The sequence below is a fragment of the Coleofasciculus sp. H7-2 genome (assembly GCF_042747725.1).
Lineage (GTDB): Bacteria > Cyanobacteriota > Cyanobacteriia > Cyanobacteriales > FACHB-T130 > FACHB-T130.
The window spans coordinates 68,136-85,921 of record NZ_JBHZGO010000108.1; the positions used below are offsets into that span (position 1 = coordinate 68,136).

The 17,786-nt window shown below is 45.7% G+C and carries 15 protein-coding genes; 12 read left to right on the forward strand and 3 right to left on the reverse strand.

The window, feature by feature from the left end; all coding sequences use genetic code 11:
• Window positions 1-95: 95 nt before the first annotated feature.
• Genes ACFW2W_RS23900 through ACFW2W_RS23910 form a run of 3 tightly spaced genes read left to right on the forward strand, consistent with a single transcriptional unit; the run spans window position 96 to window position 1,956 of the window.
• Entirely contained in the window at window positions 96-221 is a 126-nt protein-coding gene (locus tag ACFW2W_RS23900; RefSeq protein WP_378184191.1) for a hypothetical protein, read from the forward strand.
• Between the two features lie 42 nt (window positions 222-263).
• Window positions 264-905 carry a histidine phosphatase family protein gene (locus tag ACFW2W_RS23905; RefSeq protein ID WP_378184193.1) on the forward strand — a complete coding sequence of 214 codons (642 nt, stop codon included), beginning with the start codon at window positions 264-266 and terminating at the stop codon, window positions 903-905.
• A 4-nt stretch (window positions 906-909) separates the two neighbouring features.
• A complete protein-coding gene (locus tag ACFW2W_RS23910) occupies window positions 910-1,956 on the forward strand; it encodes a glucokinase (RefSeq protein WP_378184195.1) in 1,047 nt (348 codons plus the stop codon).
• A gap of 159 nt (window positions 1,957-2,115) precedes the next feature.
• Here ACFW2W_RS23910 and ACFW2W_RS23915 read toward each other — a convergent pair whose 3' ends face one another.
• Complete coding sequence (locus ACFW2W_RS23915) at window positions 2,116-3,450, reverse strand: ABC transporter substrate-binding protein (protein ID WP_378184197.1); 1,335 nt, start codon at window positions 3,448-3,450, stop codon at window positions 2,116-2,118.
• 202 nt (window positions 3,451-3,652) lie between these two features.
• Between ACFW2W_RS23915 and ACFW2W_RS23920 the strand changes: the two genes are divergently transcribed.
• From ACFW2W_RS23920 to ACFW2W_RS23945, 6 genes are all read left to right on the forward strand, one after another.
• The gene (locus ACFW2W_RS23920; RefSeq protein WP_378184199.1) at window positions 3,653-4,906 is read left to right on the forward strand and encodes an ABC transporter substrate-binding protein; all 1,254 of its coding nucleotides are present in this window, start codon (window positions 3,653-3,655) and stop codon (window positions 4,904-4,906) included.
• Window positions 4,907-4,937: 31 nt separating this feature from the next.
• Window positions 4,938-5,840 carry a carbohydrate ABC transporter permease gene (locus tag ACFW2W_RS23925; protein WP_378184201.1) on the forward strand — a complete coding sequence of 301 codons (903 nt, stop codon included), beginning with the start codon at window positions 4,938-4,940 and terminating at the stop codon, window positions 5,838-5,840.
• A 175-nt stretch (window positions 5,841-6,015) separates the two neighbouring features.
• The gene (locus ACFW2W_RS23930) at window positions 6,016-6,840 is read left to right on the forward strand and encodes a carbohydrate ABC transporter permease (protein ID WP_378184203.1); all 825 of its coding nucleotides are present in this window, start codon (window positions 6,016-6,018) and stop codon (window positions 6,838-6,840) included.
• A 338-nt stretch (window positions 6,841-7,178) separates the two neighbouring features.
• The gene (locus ACFW2W_RS23935) at window positions 7,179-7,946 is read left to right on the forward strand and encodes a YebC/PmpR family DNA-binding transcriptional regulator (protein WP_378184205.1); all 768 of its coding nucleotides are present in this window, start codon (window positions 7,179-7,181) and stop codon (window positions 7,944-7,946) included.
• A gap of 208 nt (window positions 7,947-8,154) precedes the next feature.
• Window positions 8,155-8,610, forward strand: a complete 456-nt coding sequence (locus tag ACFW2W_RS23940; protein ID WP_378184207.1) for an orange carotenoid protein N-terminal domain-containing protein — start codon at window positions 8,155-8,157, stop codon at window positions 8,608-8,610.
• A 408-nt stretch (window positions 8,611-9,018) separates the two neighbouring features.
• Window positions 9,019-10,365 carry an FAD-dependent hydroxylase gene (locus ACFW2W_RS23945; RefSeq protein ID WP_378184208.1) on the forward strand — a complete coding sequence of 449 codons (1,347 nt, stop codon included), beginning with the start codon at window positions 9,019-9,021 and terminating at the stop codon, window positions 10,363-10,365.
• Here the strand turns inward: ACFW2W_RS23945 and ACFW2W_RS23950 are convergent.
• Window positions 10,331-11,164, reverse strand: a complete 834-nt coding sequence (locus tag ACFW2W_RS23950; protein WP_378184209.1) for a slipin family protein — start codon at window positions 11,162-11,164, stop codon at window positions 10,331-10,333. The genes ACFW2W_RS23945 and ACFW2W_RS23950 overlap by 35 nt on opposite strands.
• 652 nt (window positions 11,165-11,816) lie before the next feature.
• Between ACFW2W_RS23950 and ACFW2W_RS23955 the strand changes: the two genes are divergently transcribed.
• Complete coding sequence (locus ACFW2W_RS23955; protein WP_378184211.1) at window positions 11,817-13,229, forward strand: hypothetical protein; 1,413 nt, start codon at window positions 11,817-11,819, stop codon at window positions 13,227-13,229.
• A gap of 436 nt (window positions 13,230-13,665) precedes the next feature.
• Entirely contained in the window at window positions 13,666-15,072 is a 1,407-nt protein-coding gene (locus ACFW2W_RS23960; protein WP_378184213.1) for a CHAT domain-containing protein, read from the forward strand.
• Between the two features lie 51 nt (window positions 15,073-15,123).
• On the opposite strand, the gene ACFW2W_RS23965 is transcribed toward ACFW2W_RS23960, so the two are convergent.
• Window positions 15,124-16,713 carry a glycoside hydrolase family 57 protein gene (locus tag ACFW2W_RS23965; RefSeq protein ID WP_378184215.1) on the reverse strand — a complete coding sequence of 530 codons (1,590 nt, stop codon included), beginning with the start codon at window positions 16,711-16,713 and terminating at the stop codon, window positions 15,124-15,126.
• Between the two features lie 194 nt (window positions 16,714-16,907).
• Here ACFW2W_RS23965 and ACFW2W_RS23970 point away from each other — a divergent pair, with 194 nt between their 5' ends.
• Window positions 16,908-17,681: a hypothetical protein gene (locus ACFW2W_RS23970; RefSeq protein ID WP_378184217.1), complete on the forward strand. Its 774-nt coding sequence runs from the start codon at window positions 16,908-16,910 to the stop codon at window positions 17,679-17,681.
• Window positions 17,682-17,786: the final 105 nt, after the last annotated feature.

Here is a 17,786-nt window from a genome sequence, read left to right on the forward strand (position 1 = left end):
AATCCGGGCTTTCTATTCCGCCTAAAAGACTTGAGAGAAACGACTGAGATTGACTTTGCAGAATATATATATTAAATTGGCAGACTGCTCAAGAGATGGCGAACTCAATAGCCTTATACGATTTGGGATTTCAGATTTTGGATTGTAGAAGACGAGAGACGCGATCGCGTCTGTTGCAGGTCGCCACTGACAACAATTTATTTGTAGCGACGTTCAGGTGAAATGGTATCAGGCTTGCTCTTTGCTCATTATCCCATAAACCCATGACTCAAACCGTCTGGATTGCAAGACACGCCAACCGCCTCGACTTCGTGAACCCCGACTGGTTCTTAACCGCCGAACGTCCCTACGATCCACCCCTGTCTGAGGACGGCGTGGAGCAAGCCAAACAACTAGCGCAACGCCTGAAGGGAGAAAAGATTGCCCATATTTTTGCCTCACCCTTCCTGCGAACGGTACAAACAGCGCACCAAGTTGCACAACTGAATTTACCAATCAAACTTGAGTCTGGCTTAAGCGAATGGCTAAATCCTCACTGGATGCCAGCGATGCCTGAAAGATTGTCAATGGAAGCATTGCACGAGCAATTTCCCCAAATTGACCTCAGTTACACCTCTCGCGTGGTAGCGAATTATCCCGAAACTGGGGAAGAAGCAATGAAACGCTCTGGGGAAGTCGCAAGACGCCTTGCTGCTGAGTTTCCCGAAGATATATTATTGGTGGGTCACGGGGCATCCGTCCTGGGTGCGACCCTTGGGCTAATCGGTGGAACTGCTAAAACAGAAGTGAATGCGGCACTATGTTGTTTGGTTAAGCTGGTGCGCGATGGTGAAGAATGGGTGATGGAACTCAATGGAGATGTCTCTCACTTGAGCCAAACTGAAAAAGTCATCCGGTTTAATTAAGGTCATGGGATTGTTACTAGCAGGGGATATCGGGGGTACTAAGACGATTCTGCGCTTGGTGGTGTCGTCTGATTCTGGGGCATTATTGCAGACTCTGTATGAGGCGATTTTTCCCAGTGGCAACTTTCCCGATTTGGTGCCAATGGTGCGGCAGTTTTTGACGGCGGCGGCTGGACAACTAGGCGAGACGCCGAAACCTGAAAAAGCTTGTTTTGCGATCGCAGGTCCCGTTGTCAATAACACCTCTATCCTGACAAATCTATCTTGGTCGCTTGATAGCAAACGGCTGGAGCAACAATTGGGAATCGCTGCGGTTAGTTTAATCAACGATTTCGCCGCCGTTGGCTATGGTGTCCTGGGTTTAACTGAATCAGACTTGTACACTTTGCAAACTGGCAAGCATCAGGAAGATGCGCCAATTGGCGTGATTGGTGCTGGTACCGGCTTGGGACAAGGGTTTTTAATCCGCTTAGCATCCAACGTCTATAAGGTGTTCCCTTCGGAAGGCGGACACGCTGACTTTGCGCCTCGCTCGGAGTTAGAATTTCAGCTGTTGAAATATCTGCTTGATAAGCATAATATTCAGCGAATTTCAGTCGAGAGAGTGGTTTCCGGTCTAGGCATTGTGTCGATTTACCAGTTTCTGAGAGATCGCCAAATTGCTGAGGAATCGCCAGAAATTGGGCAGATTATTAGAACGTGGGAACAAGAGATCGGGCAGAAAGACAAGACGATCGATCCCGCCGCGATTATTGGCAAAGCTGCTCTGGAAAAGCGCGATCGCTTGTGCGAACAAACAATGCAAATCTTTATGGAAGCTTACGGTGCCGAAGCCGGGAATCTGGCTATCAAACTATTACCTTATGGCGGTCTTTACGTTGCTGGTGGCATCGCTGCTAAAATTCTGCCGTTGATTCAAGAAGGCAGTTTCCTCCATGCTTTTCTTAACAAAGGTCGCGTGAGTCCGTTATTAGAAAGAATGCCGGTGCATATTGTGCTAAATCCGCAAGTGGGACTCATTGGAGCCGCTGTCTGTGCTGCTAGATTGTAGCCAGCGTCAAAGATTTGAAACGCTTGTCGGTACGCCAAGAGGGGTGAAATAGTTTTTTTAACGAACCGCAGAGGACGCCAAGGACGCAGAGAAAAGAAATAGAGAGTTTTACAAATCAGTTAGGAATGCTATATAACTTTGCGTACCGAAAGCGTTTAATTATTTAAAAATTAAATCTAGCCGCTGCTGGGCGTCTTTAAGTGCTTCCTGGGGCGAACTTTTGCCTAGTAAGACAGATTCCAGCGCTCTGCCTACATTTTCGGAAACCCGATTATAACCTGTGAAGATAGGACGCGATCGCGCATACTTTGCTTGCTCTAAAAACACTTTCACCGCCGGTTGTTCGGCGACAAAGGCTTGATATTTAGCACTTTGTCGCGCCTTCAGATTCACGGGCAGGTAGCCTGTACCAAGCGCCCATTCGGTCTGAAATTCTTCTCCCGCAACATATTCAGCAAACGTCCATGCCGCTTGTTCTCGTTCCGGGGTAGTTTTTAAAATAAACAGATTCTCGCCCCCAGTCGCCGTAGCTTGTTCTTTTTGCGCTGGGATGGGGAAAACGCCAAAATCAACGCCAGTTGCTTTCAGTTGCCCCAGCGTCCAAGGGCCGGTTAGTTGCATTGCTACTTTTCCGGCAAGGAAGTTATCTGTCTCATAGCCTCGTTCTGGTAGAGACAAAATTGTTGAGCCATCTTCAATTAAATTGCGCCAGAATTGAAGGGCAGCGATCGCGCCTTGATTGTTGGCTAAAGCGATCGCAGAAGCTTCTTGCCCTTGAGTATTCCCCAACTCACCGCCGCCACTCCACAGAAATGGCAACCAAAGGAATACTGCAAATTCTCCCTTTCCCAAAGGCAAAAATATCCCGTGTTGGTCGATGCGCTTGTCGCCATTTGTATCGCGGGTTAAAGTACGAGCAACTTGCCGCAATTCGTCCCAGGTTTTGGGCAACTCGGTTATCCCCGCTGCCTTAAACAAACTGGGACGATAAAAAACTCCTACATTATTCGTCCCAAACGGCACCGACCAAGTATGACCCGCGTACTGCATTGATTCAAACAAGGCGGGGTCAATTTCGTCGCGCACAGGGGATTGCGCCAGCCAATTTTCCAAAGGCGCGATCGCATCCAATTCTACCAGCTGACCCGTGAGGGTCGCGTTAAACCACAACAGATCCGGCGGCGCATTTCCCACCACCGCTGCCAAAATTTTCGGCAACTGCTGATCCGCTTGTCCCACATAAAAGGATTCCACCTGAATATTCGGATGCGCCTGATTGAACTTGTCCACCAGCGACTGCAACACATCCCGATTCGGCGGCGGATTCACCCCTTGCCACAACGTCAGTCGGATGACATCCGCTGCTTCCGAACGCCCCGGCTGTAGCTGACATCCTGCCAATCCTAACAGGACAATGCCTAATAGCAACCCCCGGCTCAAAAAACTCCACAGTTTTTGGAAAAAATTACTAGACCCGTTAAATCCAACTGACATAATTGAATGCCCAATTTTGAACCGAAACAGCGTTAAAATGCTCACCATGAGCGACTAAAAGCCATCATATTTTTTTGAGCAACGTTGTTTTTGTAACCATTCTTTACACTGATAACTCTCTTGCTTGAACTAAAACATCTACTTTATTGATTTAAAGTAAAGCTTCAGTTTTTGTAAGCTAACAGTTTCAAATAATTGCCTGATGAATAAAAATATTTATAGATTTCTTCTATCACTGCTGGTCATTATCACCCTAAGCACTTGTAAATCCCGTACCGTAGAAAATTTTACCACGGTTACGCTGAGCGGATGGCAAAGCAACCCCAACGAGCAACAATTGCTAGATCGGGTACTAAAGAAGTTTGAAGCCGAAAATCCCAATATTAAGGTAAAGTATGAAGTCATCAATGAACAATACATGGATGTTATCAAAACTAGATTAATTGGTGATGCTGCGCCGGATGTATTTTATTTAGATTCTTTTGAAGCTCCTTTATTGATGAAGTATGAGGTACTGGAACCCTTAGACTCTTATATTACAGCTAAATTTGACTTAGATGATTTTGAACCTTCTTTACTTAAGGCTTTTAGGTATAACGGAAAAATTTACGGGTTGCCTAAAGATTTTGCTACGCTGGCACTTTTTTATAACAAAAAAGCTTTTGCTGAAGTTGGTTTAAGCCAACCTCCCCAAACCTGGGAGGAATTGCGGGATTATTCACAAAAATTGACTATCGATAAAAATAGAGATGGAAGAATCGATCGGTATGGGTTTTGTATTATCCCCGAACTTTCCCGTCAATACTTTATGATTAAAGCATTTGGAGGTCAGTTAATCGATCGAAATGGCTACGCTGCCTTCGCTACTCCAGATAGCCTGAAAGGTTTAGAACTACTTATAAATCAGTATCGAAAAGAGAGAACTGCCGCCCAGCCTACAGATGTTGGTGCTGATTCATGTAGCGAAATGTTGGGGCAAGGTAAAACCGTAATGGCAATAGAAGGTAGCTGGGCAATCCCATTTTTGAAAGAAACTTTTCCCAAAGTTGAGTTTGCGATCGCTGAAGTTCCACCAGTGAACGAAAAGGAAGGAACAATGGCTTATACGGTGGCTTATGTAATGAATAAACAAGCCCAGCATAAAGAGGCAGCTTGGAAATTAATTGCTTACTTAACTGGGAAGCAAGGGATGAAAGCGTGGGCGAGTCAAGGATTAGCTATACCGACTCGGAAATCCGTTTTAAATGAGCTAAACTATTCTGAAAATTCTCTGTATACTCCATTTGTTGAAGGGGCAAAATATGCAACAATTTGGCAATCTGGGGAAAATTTACCAACTATTTTAACCCACTTTAATAATCAATTTATTAGTGCTTTGATCGGCGAACAATCTTTGCAAGATGCGATGCTAAAAGCGCAAAATACAGCCAATCGGGAGATTTTAGCAGCCAAATAATTAAAAATTTGCGGAGTAGTAGAGGAAGCCAATGTTGAGAGAAATTGGGAAGAAGGAAATTACCAGACAAGCTTTAGCTGGCTACTTGTTTATGGCTCCTACACTAATTATTATGGGAATATTTATTATTCTTCCGATTGCCTATGCTATTTTTATCGCTTTTCACAAAGTACGAATTTTAGGAGAACTGAGTTATAGATTTATTGGCTTAAAAAGCTTTGTCAGAATGGCTGACGATTCCCAAGTCTGGATTGCTTTGCAGAACACCGCTGAGTATGTGGCGATTGTTGTTCCTATCCAAACGATACTGGCGCTACTTCTAGCCACAATCCTCAATACTCAAATCAAAGGAAAAAACTGGTTTCGGATTATTTTCTTTCTGCCGACTGTCACTTCATCGGCTGTATTAACCTTAATTTTTATGTGGATTTACAACTCCAATGGTCTACTTAACAATTTTTTAGCTTTTTTAAGACTACCAACTTACAACTGGATAGGAGATCCATCGGTAGCATTGAAAGCAATTATGTTAATGAATATCTGGGCAACAGCACCTTTATTTATGGTAATTTATCTAGCAGCTCTGCAAGATATCCCTGCTTCTCTTTATGAAGCGGCGACAATTGATGGAGCTAGCCATTGGGAAAAATTTATTTATATTACATTGCCGTTGCTCAAGCCGGTGACATTTTTTATTGTGGTGATGGGTGTTATTGGCACCTTTCAACTTTTCGATCAATCTTATATTTTTTCAAAAGGTTCCGGCGGCCCGAATAACTCAACACTAACGGTTGTACTTCTAATTTATCAGTATGCTTTTAAGAGGTTGGATATGGGCTATGCAGCGGCATTGGCGTTGATGCTGGCGGCTGTTATTATGGTGGCAACGCTAATTCAACGGCGTTTTTTTCAAGAAGAAAAATTAGACTCGTAAAGTGGGAATTGGCTACTCTATAACTAGATCAATCCTTGAAGAAATTGTGAAATATTTTTTAACAAACCGCAAAAAACGCAAAGGACACGAAGAAAGAGAAACAAGAGATACAGAATATTTTACAAATGAATTAGGATTGCTATACAGATAGTTCAAGAATTTACCTTAATTTTGTATGAATCGTTCTCGGTGGCTCAAAGTTATTTTGTATGCAGCATTAATTTTGTATGCTGTGATTACGGTTATACCGTTTGCTTGGGCGCTTTCAGCGTCTTTTAAGCCACTGTCAGATATTGTGGCGGGTGGGATGAATTTTATGCCCGAACATTTTACGCTGGATAACTACAAGAAGATTTTTATTCAGGAAGCTTTGTTTGGGCGGTGGTTGTTTAACAGCGTGTTTATTGCTGTTTGTGTTACCGGATTGAATTTAATCTTTAATTCGATGGCTGGCTACGCGCTGGCACGAATACGGTTTCCTGGCAATAAAATTTTATTTTTTGTAATTTTAGGTGTTTTAATGATTCCGGGACAAGTAACGTTGATTCCCAGCTATTTGATTTTAAAATACTTGGGATGGTTGAATACTTATCAGGGGTTGATTATACCCACTGCGGTGAATGCGACGTTTATTTTTATGATGCGGCAATTTTTTGTCAATTTTCCAAAGGAACTAGAGGAGGCAGCGGCGCTGGATGGATTAAGTCGCTGGGAAACTTTTTTGCAAGTTGTTCTGCCTTTGGCGAAGCCTGCTTTGGCAGCACAAGCGATTTTTATTTTTATGGGTTCGTGGAATAATTTTTTAATGCCGCTGATTATTTTGTCGGATAAGGAGATGTTTACCCTGCCGCTGGGATTGAATACGTTTAAGGGGCAATATATCAATTATTGGAACTACATTATGGCGGCGTCGATGGTGTTTACGCTGCCTGCGCTGGCTATTTATGCTTTTTTTAATCGCTATTTTATCCGGGGGGTTACATTTACTGGCGGGAAATGATGTTAGTAAAACTGGGCGAATAGAATTCGCAGCTATATAAACAAAGTCCGCAGGCGCGGACTTTTGAATAAACCCTTGCACCATCCGGGTTTTGTCTGTGTAGACGCGGTTTCTAACCGCCAGCATATATTTGCTACTTTGCAGGGTATAGAAACAAGATTGAATAGACAGGCTTGGTTAGGACTTACGCAACATCACCACATCTGAGGGCAACCACAGAGGGATTGAACCGACAAGAACGCTATATGTATAAGCTTTGCGTAAGTCCTGTTGGTATGAAGTACGGGTTGGTTTTTGTTTATCCTATGTTTGGACGAGCGTATAAATGATTTCAGTCTATGGCTGGACATAGTAAGTGGGCAAATATTAAGCGTCAGAAGGCGAGAGTGGATGCGGTGAAGGGGAAAACGTTCACCCAGCTAGCTCGCGCTATTATTGTGGCAGCTCGGAGTGGTATACCAGACCCAGCAGGTAATTTTCAACTCCGCACGGCGATTGATAAGGCAAAGGCGGCTGGGATTCCGAATGAGAATATTGAACGAGCGATCGCTAAAGGTGCGGGGACTTGGGGAGCAGATGGCGCTCAGCTAGAAGAAATTCGCTACGAAGGTTATGGTTCCGGCGGGGTGGCGATTTTGCTGGAAGCGCTCACCGATAATCGCAATCGTACCGCCGCTGATTTGAGAGCGGCTTTTAGCAAAAATGGCGGTAATCTCGGTGAAACCGGCTGCGTCTCGTGGATGTTTGAGCAAAAAGGTGTTTGTATCCTGCTCGGTGCGGTTGAGGAAGAGGAGCTATTGGAGGCGTCCTTGGAAGGGGGCGCTGAGTCCTACGAGCTGACACAGGAGGAGGATACGCAGGGAGCCGAGATATTTACGTCTGTGGCAAATTTGGAGAATTTAGAGCGAACTTTAAAGGAGAAAGGTTTTAAAGTCACTGAGGTGGAACTGCGCTGGATTCCTAATAATACGGTGGAAGTCGCCGATCCACAGCAGGCGCGATCGCTCCTCAAATTGATCGATACCTTGGAAGGACTTGATGATGTACAAAATGTCACCGCTAACTTCGAGATGGCGGATGAGCTGATGTCTGTAGAGTTTAGTTAATGGCTAATGGCAATTGCTCTGTGTCCCTGCTTTAAGAGCGATCGCGCATCCATACATCTGTCTTCAGGCGCGATCGCTATATCTGTCTTAAGCAAGGTTAATCTCCGGCTGCCAGCTTATTAAATCTTAATATTGCGGCAAAACAAGCTTGCCTCAGTTGCTCAGTTTCCTGAGCTGTCATTAAAGCAAAACAATCGGAGATTCATACATGACATTTACAACCAACGAAACCAGCAAACAAGCCTTAGATACTTTTCAGAACTTCGATGCAGATACTCAGCTTGCCATCCTGTGGTTCGGCTACCTCGACATCAAAGACCAACTGACACCAGCCAATGCCACTTCTGCCCAAGACGAAGCTGCCGCCTTGTACCATGCTATCCTGGCACTGCCCAAGGAAGAACAGCTACAGGCGCAGCGCGACATCGTTTCCGGTGCCAATAGTGATATTAGCCGTGCCTATAAAGCTGTAAGTTCTAGCTCTAAGCTAGATGTGTGGCTGCGGTTGGCACAAGGTATGGACAAAGGTGAAATCATTCAGGTGCCTTCTGACTATAAACTGCCCGCACAAACCGACGAATTTACCGCCAAAATCAAGCAACTGGACTTTGAAGAACGGATTAATTTCATGCGTAGTGCTGCAATCGAAATGGGTGCTAAGTAGTCTGAAGTTGCGCCCATTGAGAGTGTGAAATCAGTCCCAAACATTGCACCGATTTTAAAAACAGCTCTTCTAGAGAGGTTCGCCAATAAGAGAGAAGAAGCTTCTTCAGATGCCTAACCTTTAGCAAGCTTCCTCGTATAAAATCCCTGCTAATTGCTTTGCAATTAGTGGGGTAATATTTTATTCTACCAAACTGCATCCAGAGTAATCTGTGGCGTTGACCTCTCCCCTGCGAGGGAAGGGGAGAAATGCGCCAAGAAAGGAGAAAAGTTTCCCCTTCTCTAATAGAGTTGGGGCTGGAGATTAGGTTTTTTACTAGACATCGCGCCTGTCAACTTGATTGCTCCATCTGTTCGCGTCACAATATGAGAGTAAATATTCTTATTGTTTTGACAAATTTTGTTAACAATGGCGCTGGAACAGACAGTTCAAACAATTTCGTCGCCGCAGACATCGGCAACCCAGCAAGGCTTTGACTACGACTTAGCGATCGCTGGCGGTGGAATTATTGGGGCAACTCTCGCTTGTGCCTTAAAGGATTCTGGATTGCGGGTAGCGTTAATTGAGCGATCGCCCCAGTCTGCTGCGGTTGCCATCGGACGCGCTTATGCCATATCCCTAATGTCGGGGCGTATCTTCGAGGGAATGGGTGTTTGGGATAAAATATTGCCTCAAATCAATGCATTTCAACAAATTCGCCTATCTGACGCTGATTATCCCGGTGTAGTCCAACTTTTACCCCAAGATTTAGGTACGGACAGGCTAGGGTATGGGGCGGAACATCGGGTGCTGCTGACGGCTTTGCAGGATAGCTTGAGAGATTGCCCGAATGTGTCTTGGCTGTGTCCGGCGGAAGTGGTGAGTGCAGACTATCAAGCTGACGCGGTGGAGATAGAAATTGTGATGAGAGGAGAGATTCCCCACTCCAAAATTCAATCTTCCCAAACCTCGGAGATCCCCCCCAACCCCCCCTTAAAAAGTGGGGGCGATGAGGGGAAGCAAACATCCAAAATCAGAACGCGCTTGCTGGTAGCAGCAGATGGGGCGCGATCGCCTATCCGCCAAGCCGCTGGTATCCGCACCCAAGGATGGCATTACTGGCAATCTTGTGTGGTGGCAACAATTAAACCGGAAAAATCCCACCAGAATATTGCCTACGAACGCTTTTGGCCTAGTGGCCCGATGGGGGTTCTGCCGCTACCGGGGAACCGCTGCCAGGTTGTTTGGACTGCCCCGCATACAGAAGCGAAAGCTTTGCAGGAAATTGACGAAAAAGAGTTTCTGGCGGAACTGGAACGTCGCACGGCTGGGCTGTTGGGGCGTCTGGAACTAGAAGGCGATCGCTATGTTTTCCCAGTGCAATTGATGCAAAGCGATCGCTACACGCTTCCCCGACTCGCCCTGATTGGCGATGCTGCCCATTGTTGCCATCCGGTGGCGGGACAAGGCATGAATTTGGGGATTCGGGACGCAGCAGCGATCGCCCAAGTTTTACAATCTGCCCATAATTTAGGGGAAGATATCGGCGATATACAGGTACTTAAACGCTACGAACGCTGGCGTAAACAAGAAAACCTGACAATTTTAGGTTTTACCGATTTCCTAGATCGGATGTTTTCTAATAATTGGTTGCCAGTCGTGGCAATACGCCGCTTCGGTTTATGGATGCTGCGGCGAATTCCTCCCCTTAAAACCTATGCTTTGCAGCTAATGACAGGACTTAGAGGGCGTCATCCAGAACTGGCTTCTCGGTAAAAATTACCTCTGGTTCAAAAGGACGTACCTCGGCTTGATTGCCATTCGAGATCCCTGCGGTCAAATTCTTTGCTACTTGCATGATATCGGACGGCATCATAATCACCGTCGTCGTGTTATTTTCTGCCCCAATTTCTGTCAGCATTTGTAGACGCCGCAACTCCAATACAGCGGGGTTCTTCATAATCACTTGCGAAGCTTCTGCTAGCTTAATCGATGCTTCCTGTTCCGCCGCCGCTTTAATGATCCTGGCTCGTTTTTCTCGAATTGCTTCCGCTTCTTTTGCCATTGCCCGTTGCATCGCCAGGGGAATTTCCACGTCTTTCATTTCCACCCGTTCAATCACAATCCCCCACGGTTCTGTGATTTCATCGACAATTTCTTGGACTTTGACGTTAATCTTATCCCGGCTTTGTAAGACATCATCCAGAAGATTTTGACCAACCACATTCCGTAAAGTCGTCAATGCGATTTGGTAAACCGCCATATTGTAATTTTCAACCCGATTGATAGCCTTTGACGGGTCAAGAATTCGGTAATAGAGAACCGCATTAACTTTAATCGTAACGCTGTCCGCCGTAACGGTTTCTTGGGGTTCAATATTAACCGTTTTGGTGCGGACATCGATCTGCATTTTTTGATCGATCCAGGGAATAATCCAATACATCCCTGGCCCCATAACGCCCTTTGTTCTACCGAGTCGAAAGATAACGCCGCGTTCATATTCTCGGTCTAGTTTAAATCCAGAAATGGCTAGAACGCAAAAGAAAACTAAAAGTGTGCCTAGAGTGGTGCCCATATTTGGCGAAAGGAAATCGTTACTAAGTCCATTCTAGACTCGGCGACAGAGTAATAGCAGGATACCGCTTACCAGCCGGATCTGGCAAACCAAAGCAGCAGTAACGATGCTACGCTAAGAGTAATAAATTGCAAAACAATTATTTGAATTAACCACCGAATTGTTAAGATAATTTTCATAGCCTTCTCCTCACTTAATATCTGGCTGAAAAATTGCGTATCTCTCCAATATGAGCGATTGATTAATGGAGTCTTGTGATGAAAGGGGTGCCCAAATGTGACAATCGTTGTCCGGGTTTGTGACGATCGTCACTTCCGTCTCGTCTCAGACGCTTAATTTGGCTGTGTCGAAAACTGGAATAACCAAAAACACAATCATTGTGGCATACCCCTTCATGCGAACAGCCCTTCCCGTAGACTACCACTGAATCATAACAATTCTCTTTTTTAGCGCGATGGTTGCGGTTTCCCCTAACCACTCAATCATCGCGGTTTTATGAGAAATTCTAAGTATAATTAAAGCCAGCGAACCGGATTGGTCTTGCCTGATTGCAGCCAAAGTATTACCAATTCGTCAACTTGCTTAGTATAGATTGCGAGTTTTTACAGAGAATTCCATACTTTTTTAAGGAATAGACTCACTTCACAGACTTATGGAATCAAAACTCGCTATCAGAAAGCTTCCAGTCCGCCGCTACCGCTGGTTTGAGAGATTGATGGCAATCATTGCCACGATCAACTTTGCTTTAGTGTTGTTTGACCTAAGTTACATACCCTGGCGTGATTTCTACCTTCGGGAAATTCCCAGTCTCATTCAGATGTACGATCCCATTAAAGGAATTGAACTGCATCGAGAAACGCAGGCTTATCTCAATCGGGTGAACGAACTGGAACAGCAAGTGATGCAGACTGGACTAGAGTCGGCAGAGGTAGAAAGCTTGCTACAGGACTTGCGTAGCCGCAGTAATGAAATGATTGAGGATAATCCGTTTGCGTTGGCGAAGAAAAGCGGTTCTTTAGAAAAAATTAAGAATCAACTGCGCGATCGCGTGAGTAAAGAATCGGCTCATCAAGCCTTTAATGAATTTTGGAGTCAAGCTTATCTTTTCCAAGCAGGTTGGCAGCAAGAACTCAATTTTTTTAATACAGAAACTCGCCCCCTGATTCAGACTAACTACTATCGCAGTTTGGGAATAAATGGGAAATTTTTTGATAAATTCTGGTTGATTGACTTACCGTTTACAATTTTATTTGCTCTAGAATTTTTGGTTCGCACTTTCTATATCAGTCGCCAATATCCTGACTTTAGCTGGCTACAAGGAATGCTGCGGCGATGGTACGATCTGTTTTTGCTGCTACCCTTTTGGCGGTGGTTGCGAGTCATTCCGGTAACGATTCGCCTCTATCAATCTGAATTACTAAATCTTGAACCTGTACGGCAGCAAATTAACCATGATTTTGTGGCTAATTTCGCTGAAGAATTGACTGAAATTATGGGCATACAGGTAATTAACCAAATGCAAGGAGCAATTCAACGAGGCGATCTAGCACGCTGGCTGTTTCATCCTGGAAATCGCCGCCCCTATATCAATATTAATAACACCAATGAGCTGCAAGCGATCGCAATTCGCCTGATTAACCTCAGTGTCCATAATGTTCTCCCCCAAATTCAGCCTGATTTAGAAGCTTTAGTGCATCACAGTCTGGAAAGTACTCTCAAGCAATTTCCGGTTTTTCAACAATTCCAAAATGTTCCGGGTTTGAGTCGTTTACCTAGCCAGATTAGTGAAAATTTTGCTAAAAATTTCTCTCAAACCGCTTACAATAACGCCCTAAAAGCGGTTGAAGATCCAGTTGCCTCAGAACTAACGACTCGTTTAATTGATAATTTTGGAAAAGCTTTAGAGGGGGAATTACAGAAAAAGCACAATCTTCAGGAAATCGAATCTTTACTTATAGATATGTTAGAGGAAATCAAAATTAACTACGTCAAGGGCATTGCAGAATCAGGAATGGATAAAATCTTGGATGAAGCGGAGCAATTGCATCAAATTGTTCGGCAATAGATTAATAATCTACACGGTTTTCTTTCAAACTCAACCTGGAATGAAGCAGGATGAGAGTAGGGACACGGCAATGCCGTGTCCCGGAGAGTGGCATCTACTTCCCTCCAAAAAGCGAGGGAATAGAGGGGGTTAAGGGAAGGAGAAATCCTACTTCCCCTGCTTAAAGAGGGCATATAGCAATCCTAAATGATTCGTGAAGGCGAGATCCCCGACTTCTCTAAGAAGTCGGGGATCTGAACCGCTGGTATCTCACAACTCAAATAGGATTGCTATAGAGGGGGTTCTATGTAAATTTTTACAATTGAAATGCTGCCAAATGGTAGAACTTTGGCTGCCTTTGCGGTTACTCGAAGGAATATGCGCTAACACTATCTATTATTGAAGTGCATCGCCTAAGCTTAATCTCTCCAGCCATCTTAAAATTAGCGAGGCCCCTATGAAATCAATCGTGAGTGGTGTTAGCTTGTTGCTAGCAGTACTGCACTTGGCGGGAATCAGCATAGAACGGGTGCAGGCACAAGCAATCATCCCAACACCCGATATTACTGCTACCCTCTCCGGTGTGGAACAGAATATTCTTCTGGCACAAGTTGCTACCCCCACCAAATTAGACAACGCTTTCGATCGAGAAAATTTGACGGAGATAGTGCCGCAAATTGAACAAACGTGGGAAAAACAATATGAAGATTACTTTCGGATAAATTTCTCCGACGAGTCAATTACAGCAAAGGATGTCGCCGATACTCTAGGCAAAATTGCGGTTCAAACTGGTAAAAAGCCTGCTCTAATTTATGTAGTTCCTAGAGCAAAACAACTAGAACTGGTGTTGATTACTCCGGGGAATCAACCGATTCACTCTTCGCTTCCGGGTGCGAAGAGTGAAGTCCTGCTCAAAGAAGTGACAAAGTTTAGAGAAAATATCGTAGATCCCAAACAGCGGAATAGTACCCGCTATCTGCCAGCAGCGCAGCAGTTATATCGGTGGATTGTTGCGCCACTGGAGACAGATTTGAAAAAAAATAAGATAGACACGCTGATCTTTTGTATGGGTGTTGGTCTGCGTACTATTCCACTAGCAGCATTCCATGATGGGCAAAAGTTTCTGGTGGAAAAGTATAGTATTGGGCGCATTCCTGCTTTCAAACTGACAGATACCCTCTATGTCTCTCTGAAGAATTCGCAAGTTCTAGCAATGGGTGCGTCAAAATTCAAGGAGCAAAATCCCTTGCCTGCGGTGCCAGTGGAGTTATCTGCGATCGCGCAAAAGCTAGGGCAGGGTAAATTCTTCTTAAACCAACAATTCACCCTGGCTAATCTGCAATCGCAACGCGCCTCAGAACCCTATAAAATTATTCACCTAGCAACCCATGCCTTCTTCGAGCCGGGAGAACCGAGCAACTCCTACGTTCAGTTATGGGACGTGAAACTGACACTGGATAAGATGCGGCAATTACAATGGAACTCTCCACCCGTGGAACTGTTAGTGCTGAGTGCTTGTAGAACTGCTCTCGGCGATGAACAAGCAGAATTAGGCTTTGCGGGGTTAGCCGTTCAGTCTGGAGCTAAGTCTGCTGTCGCTAGTTTGTGGTCTGTCAGCGATGAAGGAACCTTGGGACTGATGACAGAGTTTTATCAGCAACTGAAAACTGCCCCCATTAAAGCAGAGGCGCTCAGGCAAGCTCAGATAGGGATGTTGCAAGGGAAGGTACACCTGCAAGATGGTCAGTTGTACAGTTCCAGTGGGAAGATATCTCTGCCGCCAGAACTGGCAGGAATTCAAAACGTGGATTTATCGCACCCCTACTATTGGGCTGCCTTTACCTTAGTGGGCAGCCCCTGGTAATTAAAAATTAAAAACCAATTTTTAATTTTTAATTTTTAATTTTTAATTGAATTAAAGGGGTCGATAGACGCGATAGTTGATTTCGGGGAAGATGTTGTCAATTTCCTCCACTTTTTCCAGCCAACCGCTGTCGATTTTGCCATCTTTGATATCGTCGTAGAGTTTGTGGAAGCGCATCAAGTGCGATCGCGTTCTTCTCACCGCATAAGGCACCATCGTTCCCGTCCGCATAATAAACGCCCAGTCAGAAGATTGTGCCAGCAGCACTTCCCGCGCCGCTTGATTGAGAGCTTTCCACTCCAGCTCATCTGCGGGTTCCCGCCGCCCCAGCTCGATCATCCGCTCTGCTGCCTTATGCAAGTGCGGGTAAATCCAAGCATTCGTCTCATTCAGCCAATACTCGTGGAAGCCTTTATAACCCCAACTCGACTGAGAAGGACGGCAGACTTGCTGCATCGGATTCCCTTGTAAATAATCAGCCAAATGCGTCATCTGATACGTGCCTTGGTCATACCAAGACTTGCGGAACAGATAATCGATAAACCAAGGACCTTCGTACCACCAGTGACCAAACAATTCCGCATCGTAGGGCGAAACGATGATTGGCGGACGCTGCATCATCTGGTGCAAATGCTCAACTTGCCGCTCTCGGTTATACGTGAAATTTGCGGCGTGTTCAGCCGCCTTTTCCCGCGCCCAATAGGGATCGTAAAGTTGCTTATCGCCCAACCCCAAACCGCGCCCAGTAATCTTGTGATATTTGATGCCCGTATTCTTCCGCTGACCGTTGGGCATGATGTAGGGCTTAATGTATTCGTATTCCGCTTCCCAGCCCAAATCTTTGTAAAATTCCCGATATTCCGCCGCACCGGGATAGCCTACTTCCGAAGACCAAACCTGCTGGGAAGACTCGTGATCTCGACCAAAGGCAGCAACTCCGGTTTCTGTAAAGATCGGAGCGTAAGAGCCAAAGCGGGGACGAGGACGGGCGTAGAGAATGCCATGTCCATCGGTCAGGAAGTAGCGCAAGCCCGCATCGGCGAGCATTCGTTCTAACCCTTCATAGTAGGCGCATTCCGGCAACCAAATCCCTTTGGGAGGACGCCCAAAGCTTTGCTCGTAGTGTTCTACTGCTACCTGAATTTGTGCCCAGACTGCCTGAGGATACATCTTCATCAGCGGCAGGTAGCCGTGCGTTGCGCCGCAGGTGATGATCTCCAGGTTGTTACTATCTAAAAATTGCTTAAATGCCGTTACCAAGTCGCGGTTATGGCGTTCCCAGGTTTGGCGAATCCCGCTAAATTCATGAACGTAATGTTCGGCGAGATAGCGAATATGACCGTTATTCGCGTTATGCTCAACTTCTAGTTCAACGAGTTCTTCCAGTTTCGCTAAGTGGTCATCGTAGCGCTCTTGCAGTAGCGGATCGCGCAGCATCGACACCAAAGGCGGTGTCATGCTCATGGTGATCTTGAAGTCAATGCCGTCCCGCTTTAAGCCTTCAAATACGTGCAGCAGAGGAATGTAGGTTTCGGTGATGGCTTCAAACAGCCACTCTTCTTCCAGAACGTAGTCACTTTCAGGATGCCGCACGAAGGGCAGGTGGGCATGGAGAACAAGAGCAAGATAGCCGATGGGCATAGTAATTCTGGGGTCTTAGATGGACATGAAATTGAAGCAGGCTGGGCAAAATTGAAGTTATTTTAAGATTTTACGGCGAAAGCGAGTCAGCATTGGGCGGGGATTCCCAATAAGTTCTGGCGGTGGTTCGCCTATCCTGGTAATTGACGATCAATTTGCCTGCTCCCTTTTGAAATCAGCGTAAAATTCAGCCTGTGCTAAAAAAAGTAACTTTGACACTTAGCCTATTAACCGGCGCTCTTTGGGTTGGTGGCTCTTTTCAATCTACGTTCGCCACTCCCCTTATTGTTGCCCAAGAAGCACCTGTCCAAACACCAGCCCCAGAACCAAAAGTCGCCCCATCCGCACCAGCACCTACCCAAGCACCGACAACTCAACCAGCGTCATCTGATGTGAAGCTGACTTTAGAAGATTTGCCTGCTGGGTTTCAGGAACTCCCACCCGATGTAGCCGTCGAGATTGCCTCCAAATTGGATGTTCTCAGACAACAGCTAACGCAAGCGAACATGAAGCCGGAGAACTTCTTTGCTTTCGTTAATCCAGAGAACTTCCAAATCGTCTTGGGCTTCACTGGAAATATGCCAAATCAGCCCGAACAAGCTAAGTTTGATGCGGGTCTGCAAGAAATGCAGAACCCTCAGAAGCAACAACAGATGTTGAGCCTACTGCGGGAGAGACTCAAAGCATACCAGGGACTAGAAGTTGTGGAATACAAACCCCTGCCGGAACTGAATAACCTGGGGAATGCTTCGGGTGGCATGACGCTGGCTCTGAAGATACAAGAGCAACCCGTGCGGATGGATATCGCTGCTTTTCGCCGAAATTCGACAGGAGCGTTAACAGCGGTGATGTACGTCAATGGTAAACAGCCAGCGGTGCAGGTAGGAGATGTGGTTCGCAAGCTAGACAGCCGGATTTTGCAGGTGTCTCCTGCTGCCAATCTGCCTCGCACCCGGTTAGGACGATAGACGGGCGATCGCGCCAGCAATCTCTCTTAGGCGATAGAGCGCGATCGCTTAAGAGAGATTTAAGGGTTGCTGGCGCGATTGAGTTCATCTGTCGATCCGCTCGCA

What these genes read in the sequence shown, in the direction of transcription:
- ACFW2W_RS23955 (WP_378184211.1), top strand. Translation starts at nt 11,817, where the DNA reads ATGGAATCAAAACTCGCTATCAGAAAGCTTCCAGTCCGCCGCTACCGC.
- ACFW2W_RS23940 (WP_378184207.1), top strand. Translation starts at nt 8,155, where the DNA reads ATGACATTTACAACCAACGAAACCAGCAAACAAGCCTTAGATACTTTT.
- ACFW2W_RS23950 (WP_378184209.1), bottom strand. Translation starts at nt 11,164, where the DNA reads ATGGGCACCACTCTAGGCACACTTTTAGTTTTCTTTTGCGTTCTAGCC.
- ACFW2W_RS23900 (WP_378184191.1), top strand. Translation starts at nt 96, where the DNA reads ATGGCGAACTCAATAGCCTTATACGATTTGGGATTTCAGATTTTGGAT.
- ACFW2W_RS23925 (WP_378184201.1), top strand. Translation starts at nt 4,938, where the DNA reads ATGTTGAGAGAAATTGGGAAGAAGGAAATTACCAGACAAGCTTTAGCT.
- ACFW2W_RS23935 (WP_378184205.1), top strand. Translation starts at nt 7,179, where the DNA reads ATGGCTGGACATAGTAAGTGGGCAAATATTAAGCGTCAGAAGGCGAGA.
- ACFW2W_RS23905 (WP_378184193.1), top strand. Translation starts at nt 264, where the DNA reads ATGACTCAAACCGTCTGGATTGCAAGACACGCCAACCGCCTCGACTTC.
- ACFW2W_RS23910 (WP_378184195.1), top strand. Translation starts at nt 910, where the DNA reads ATGGGATTGTTACTAGCAGGGGATATCGGGGGTACTAAGACGATTCTG.
- ACFW2W_RS23915 (WP_378184197.1), bottom strand. Translation starts at nt 3,450, where the DNA reads ATGTCAGTTGGATTTAACGGGTCTAGTAATTTTTTCCAAAAACTGTGG.
- ACFW2W_RS23965 (WP_378184215.1), bottom strand. Translation starts at nt 16,713, where the DNA reads ATGCCCATCGGCTATCTTGCTCTTGTTCTCCATGCCCACCTGCCCTTC.
- ACFW2W_RS23945 (WP_378184208.1), top strand. Translation starts at nt 9,019, where the DNA reads ATGGCGCTGGAACAGACAGTTCAAACAATTTCGTCGCCGCAGACATCG.
- ACFW2W_RS23960 (WP_378184213.1), top strand. Translation starts at nt 13,666, where the DNA reads ATGAAATCAATCGTGAGTGGTGTTAGCTTGTTGCTAGCAGTACTGCAC.
- ACFW2W_RS23920 (WP_378184199.1), top strand. Translation starts at nt 3,653, where the DNA reads ATGAATAAAAATATTTATAGATTTCTTCTATCACTGCTGGTCATTATC.
- ACFW2W_RS23930 (WP_378184203.1), top strand. Translation starts at nt 6,016, where the DNA reads ATGAATCGTTCTCGGTGGCTCAAAGTTATTTTGTATGCAGCATTAATT.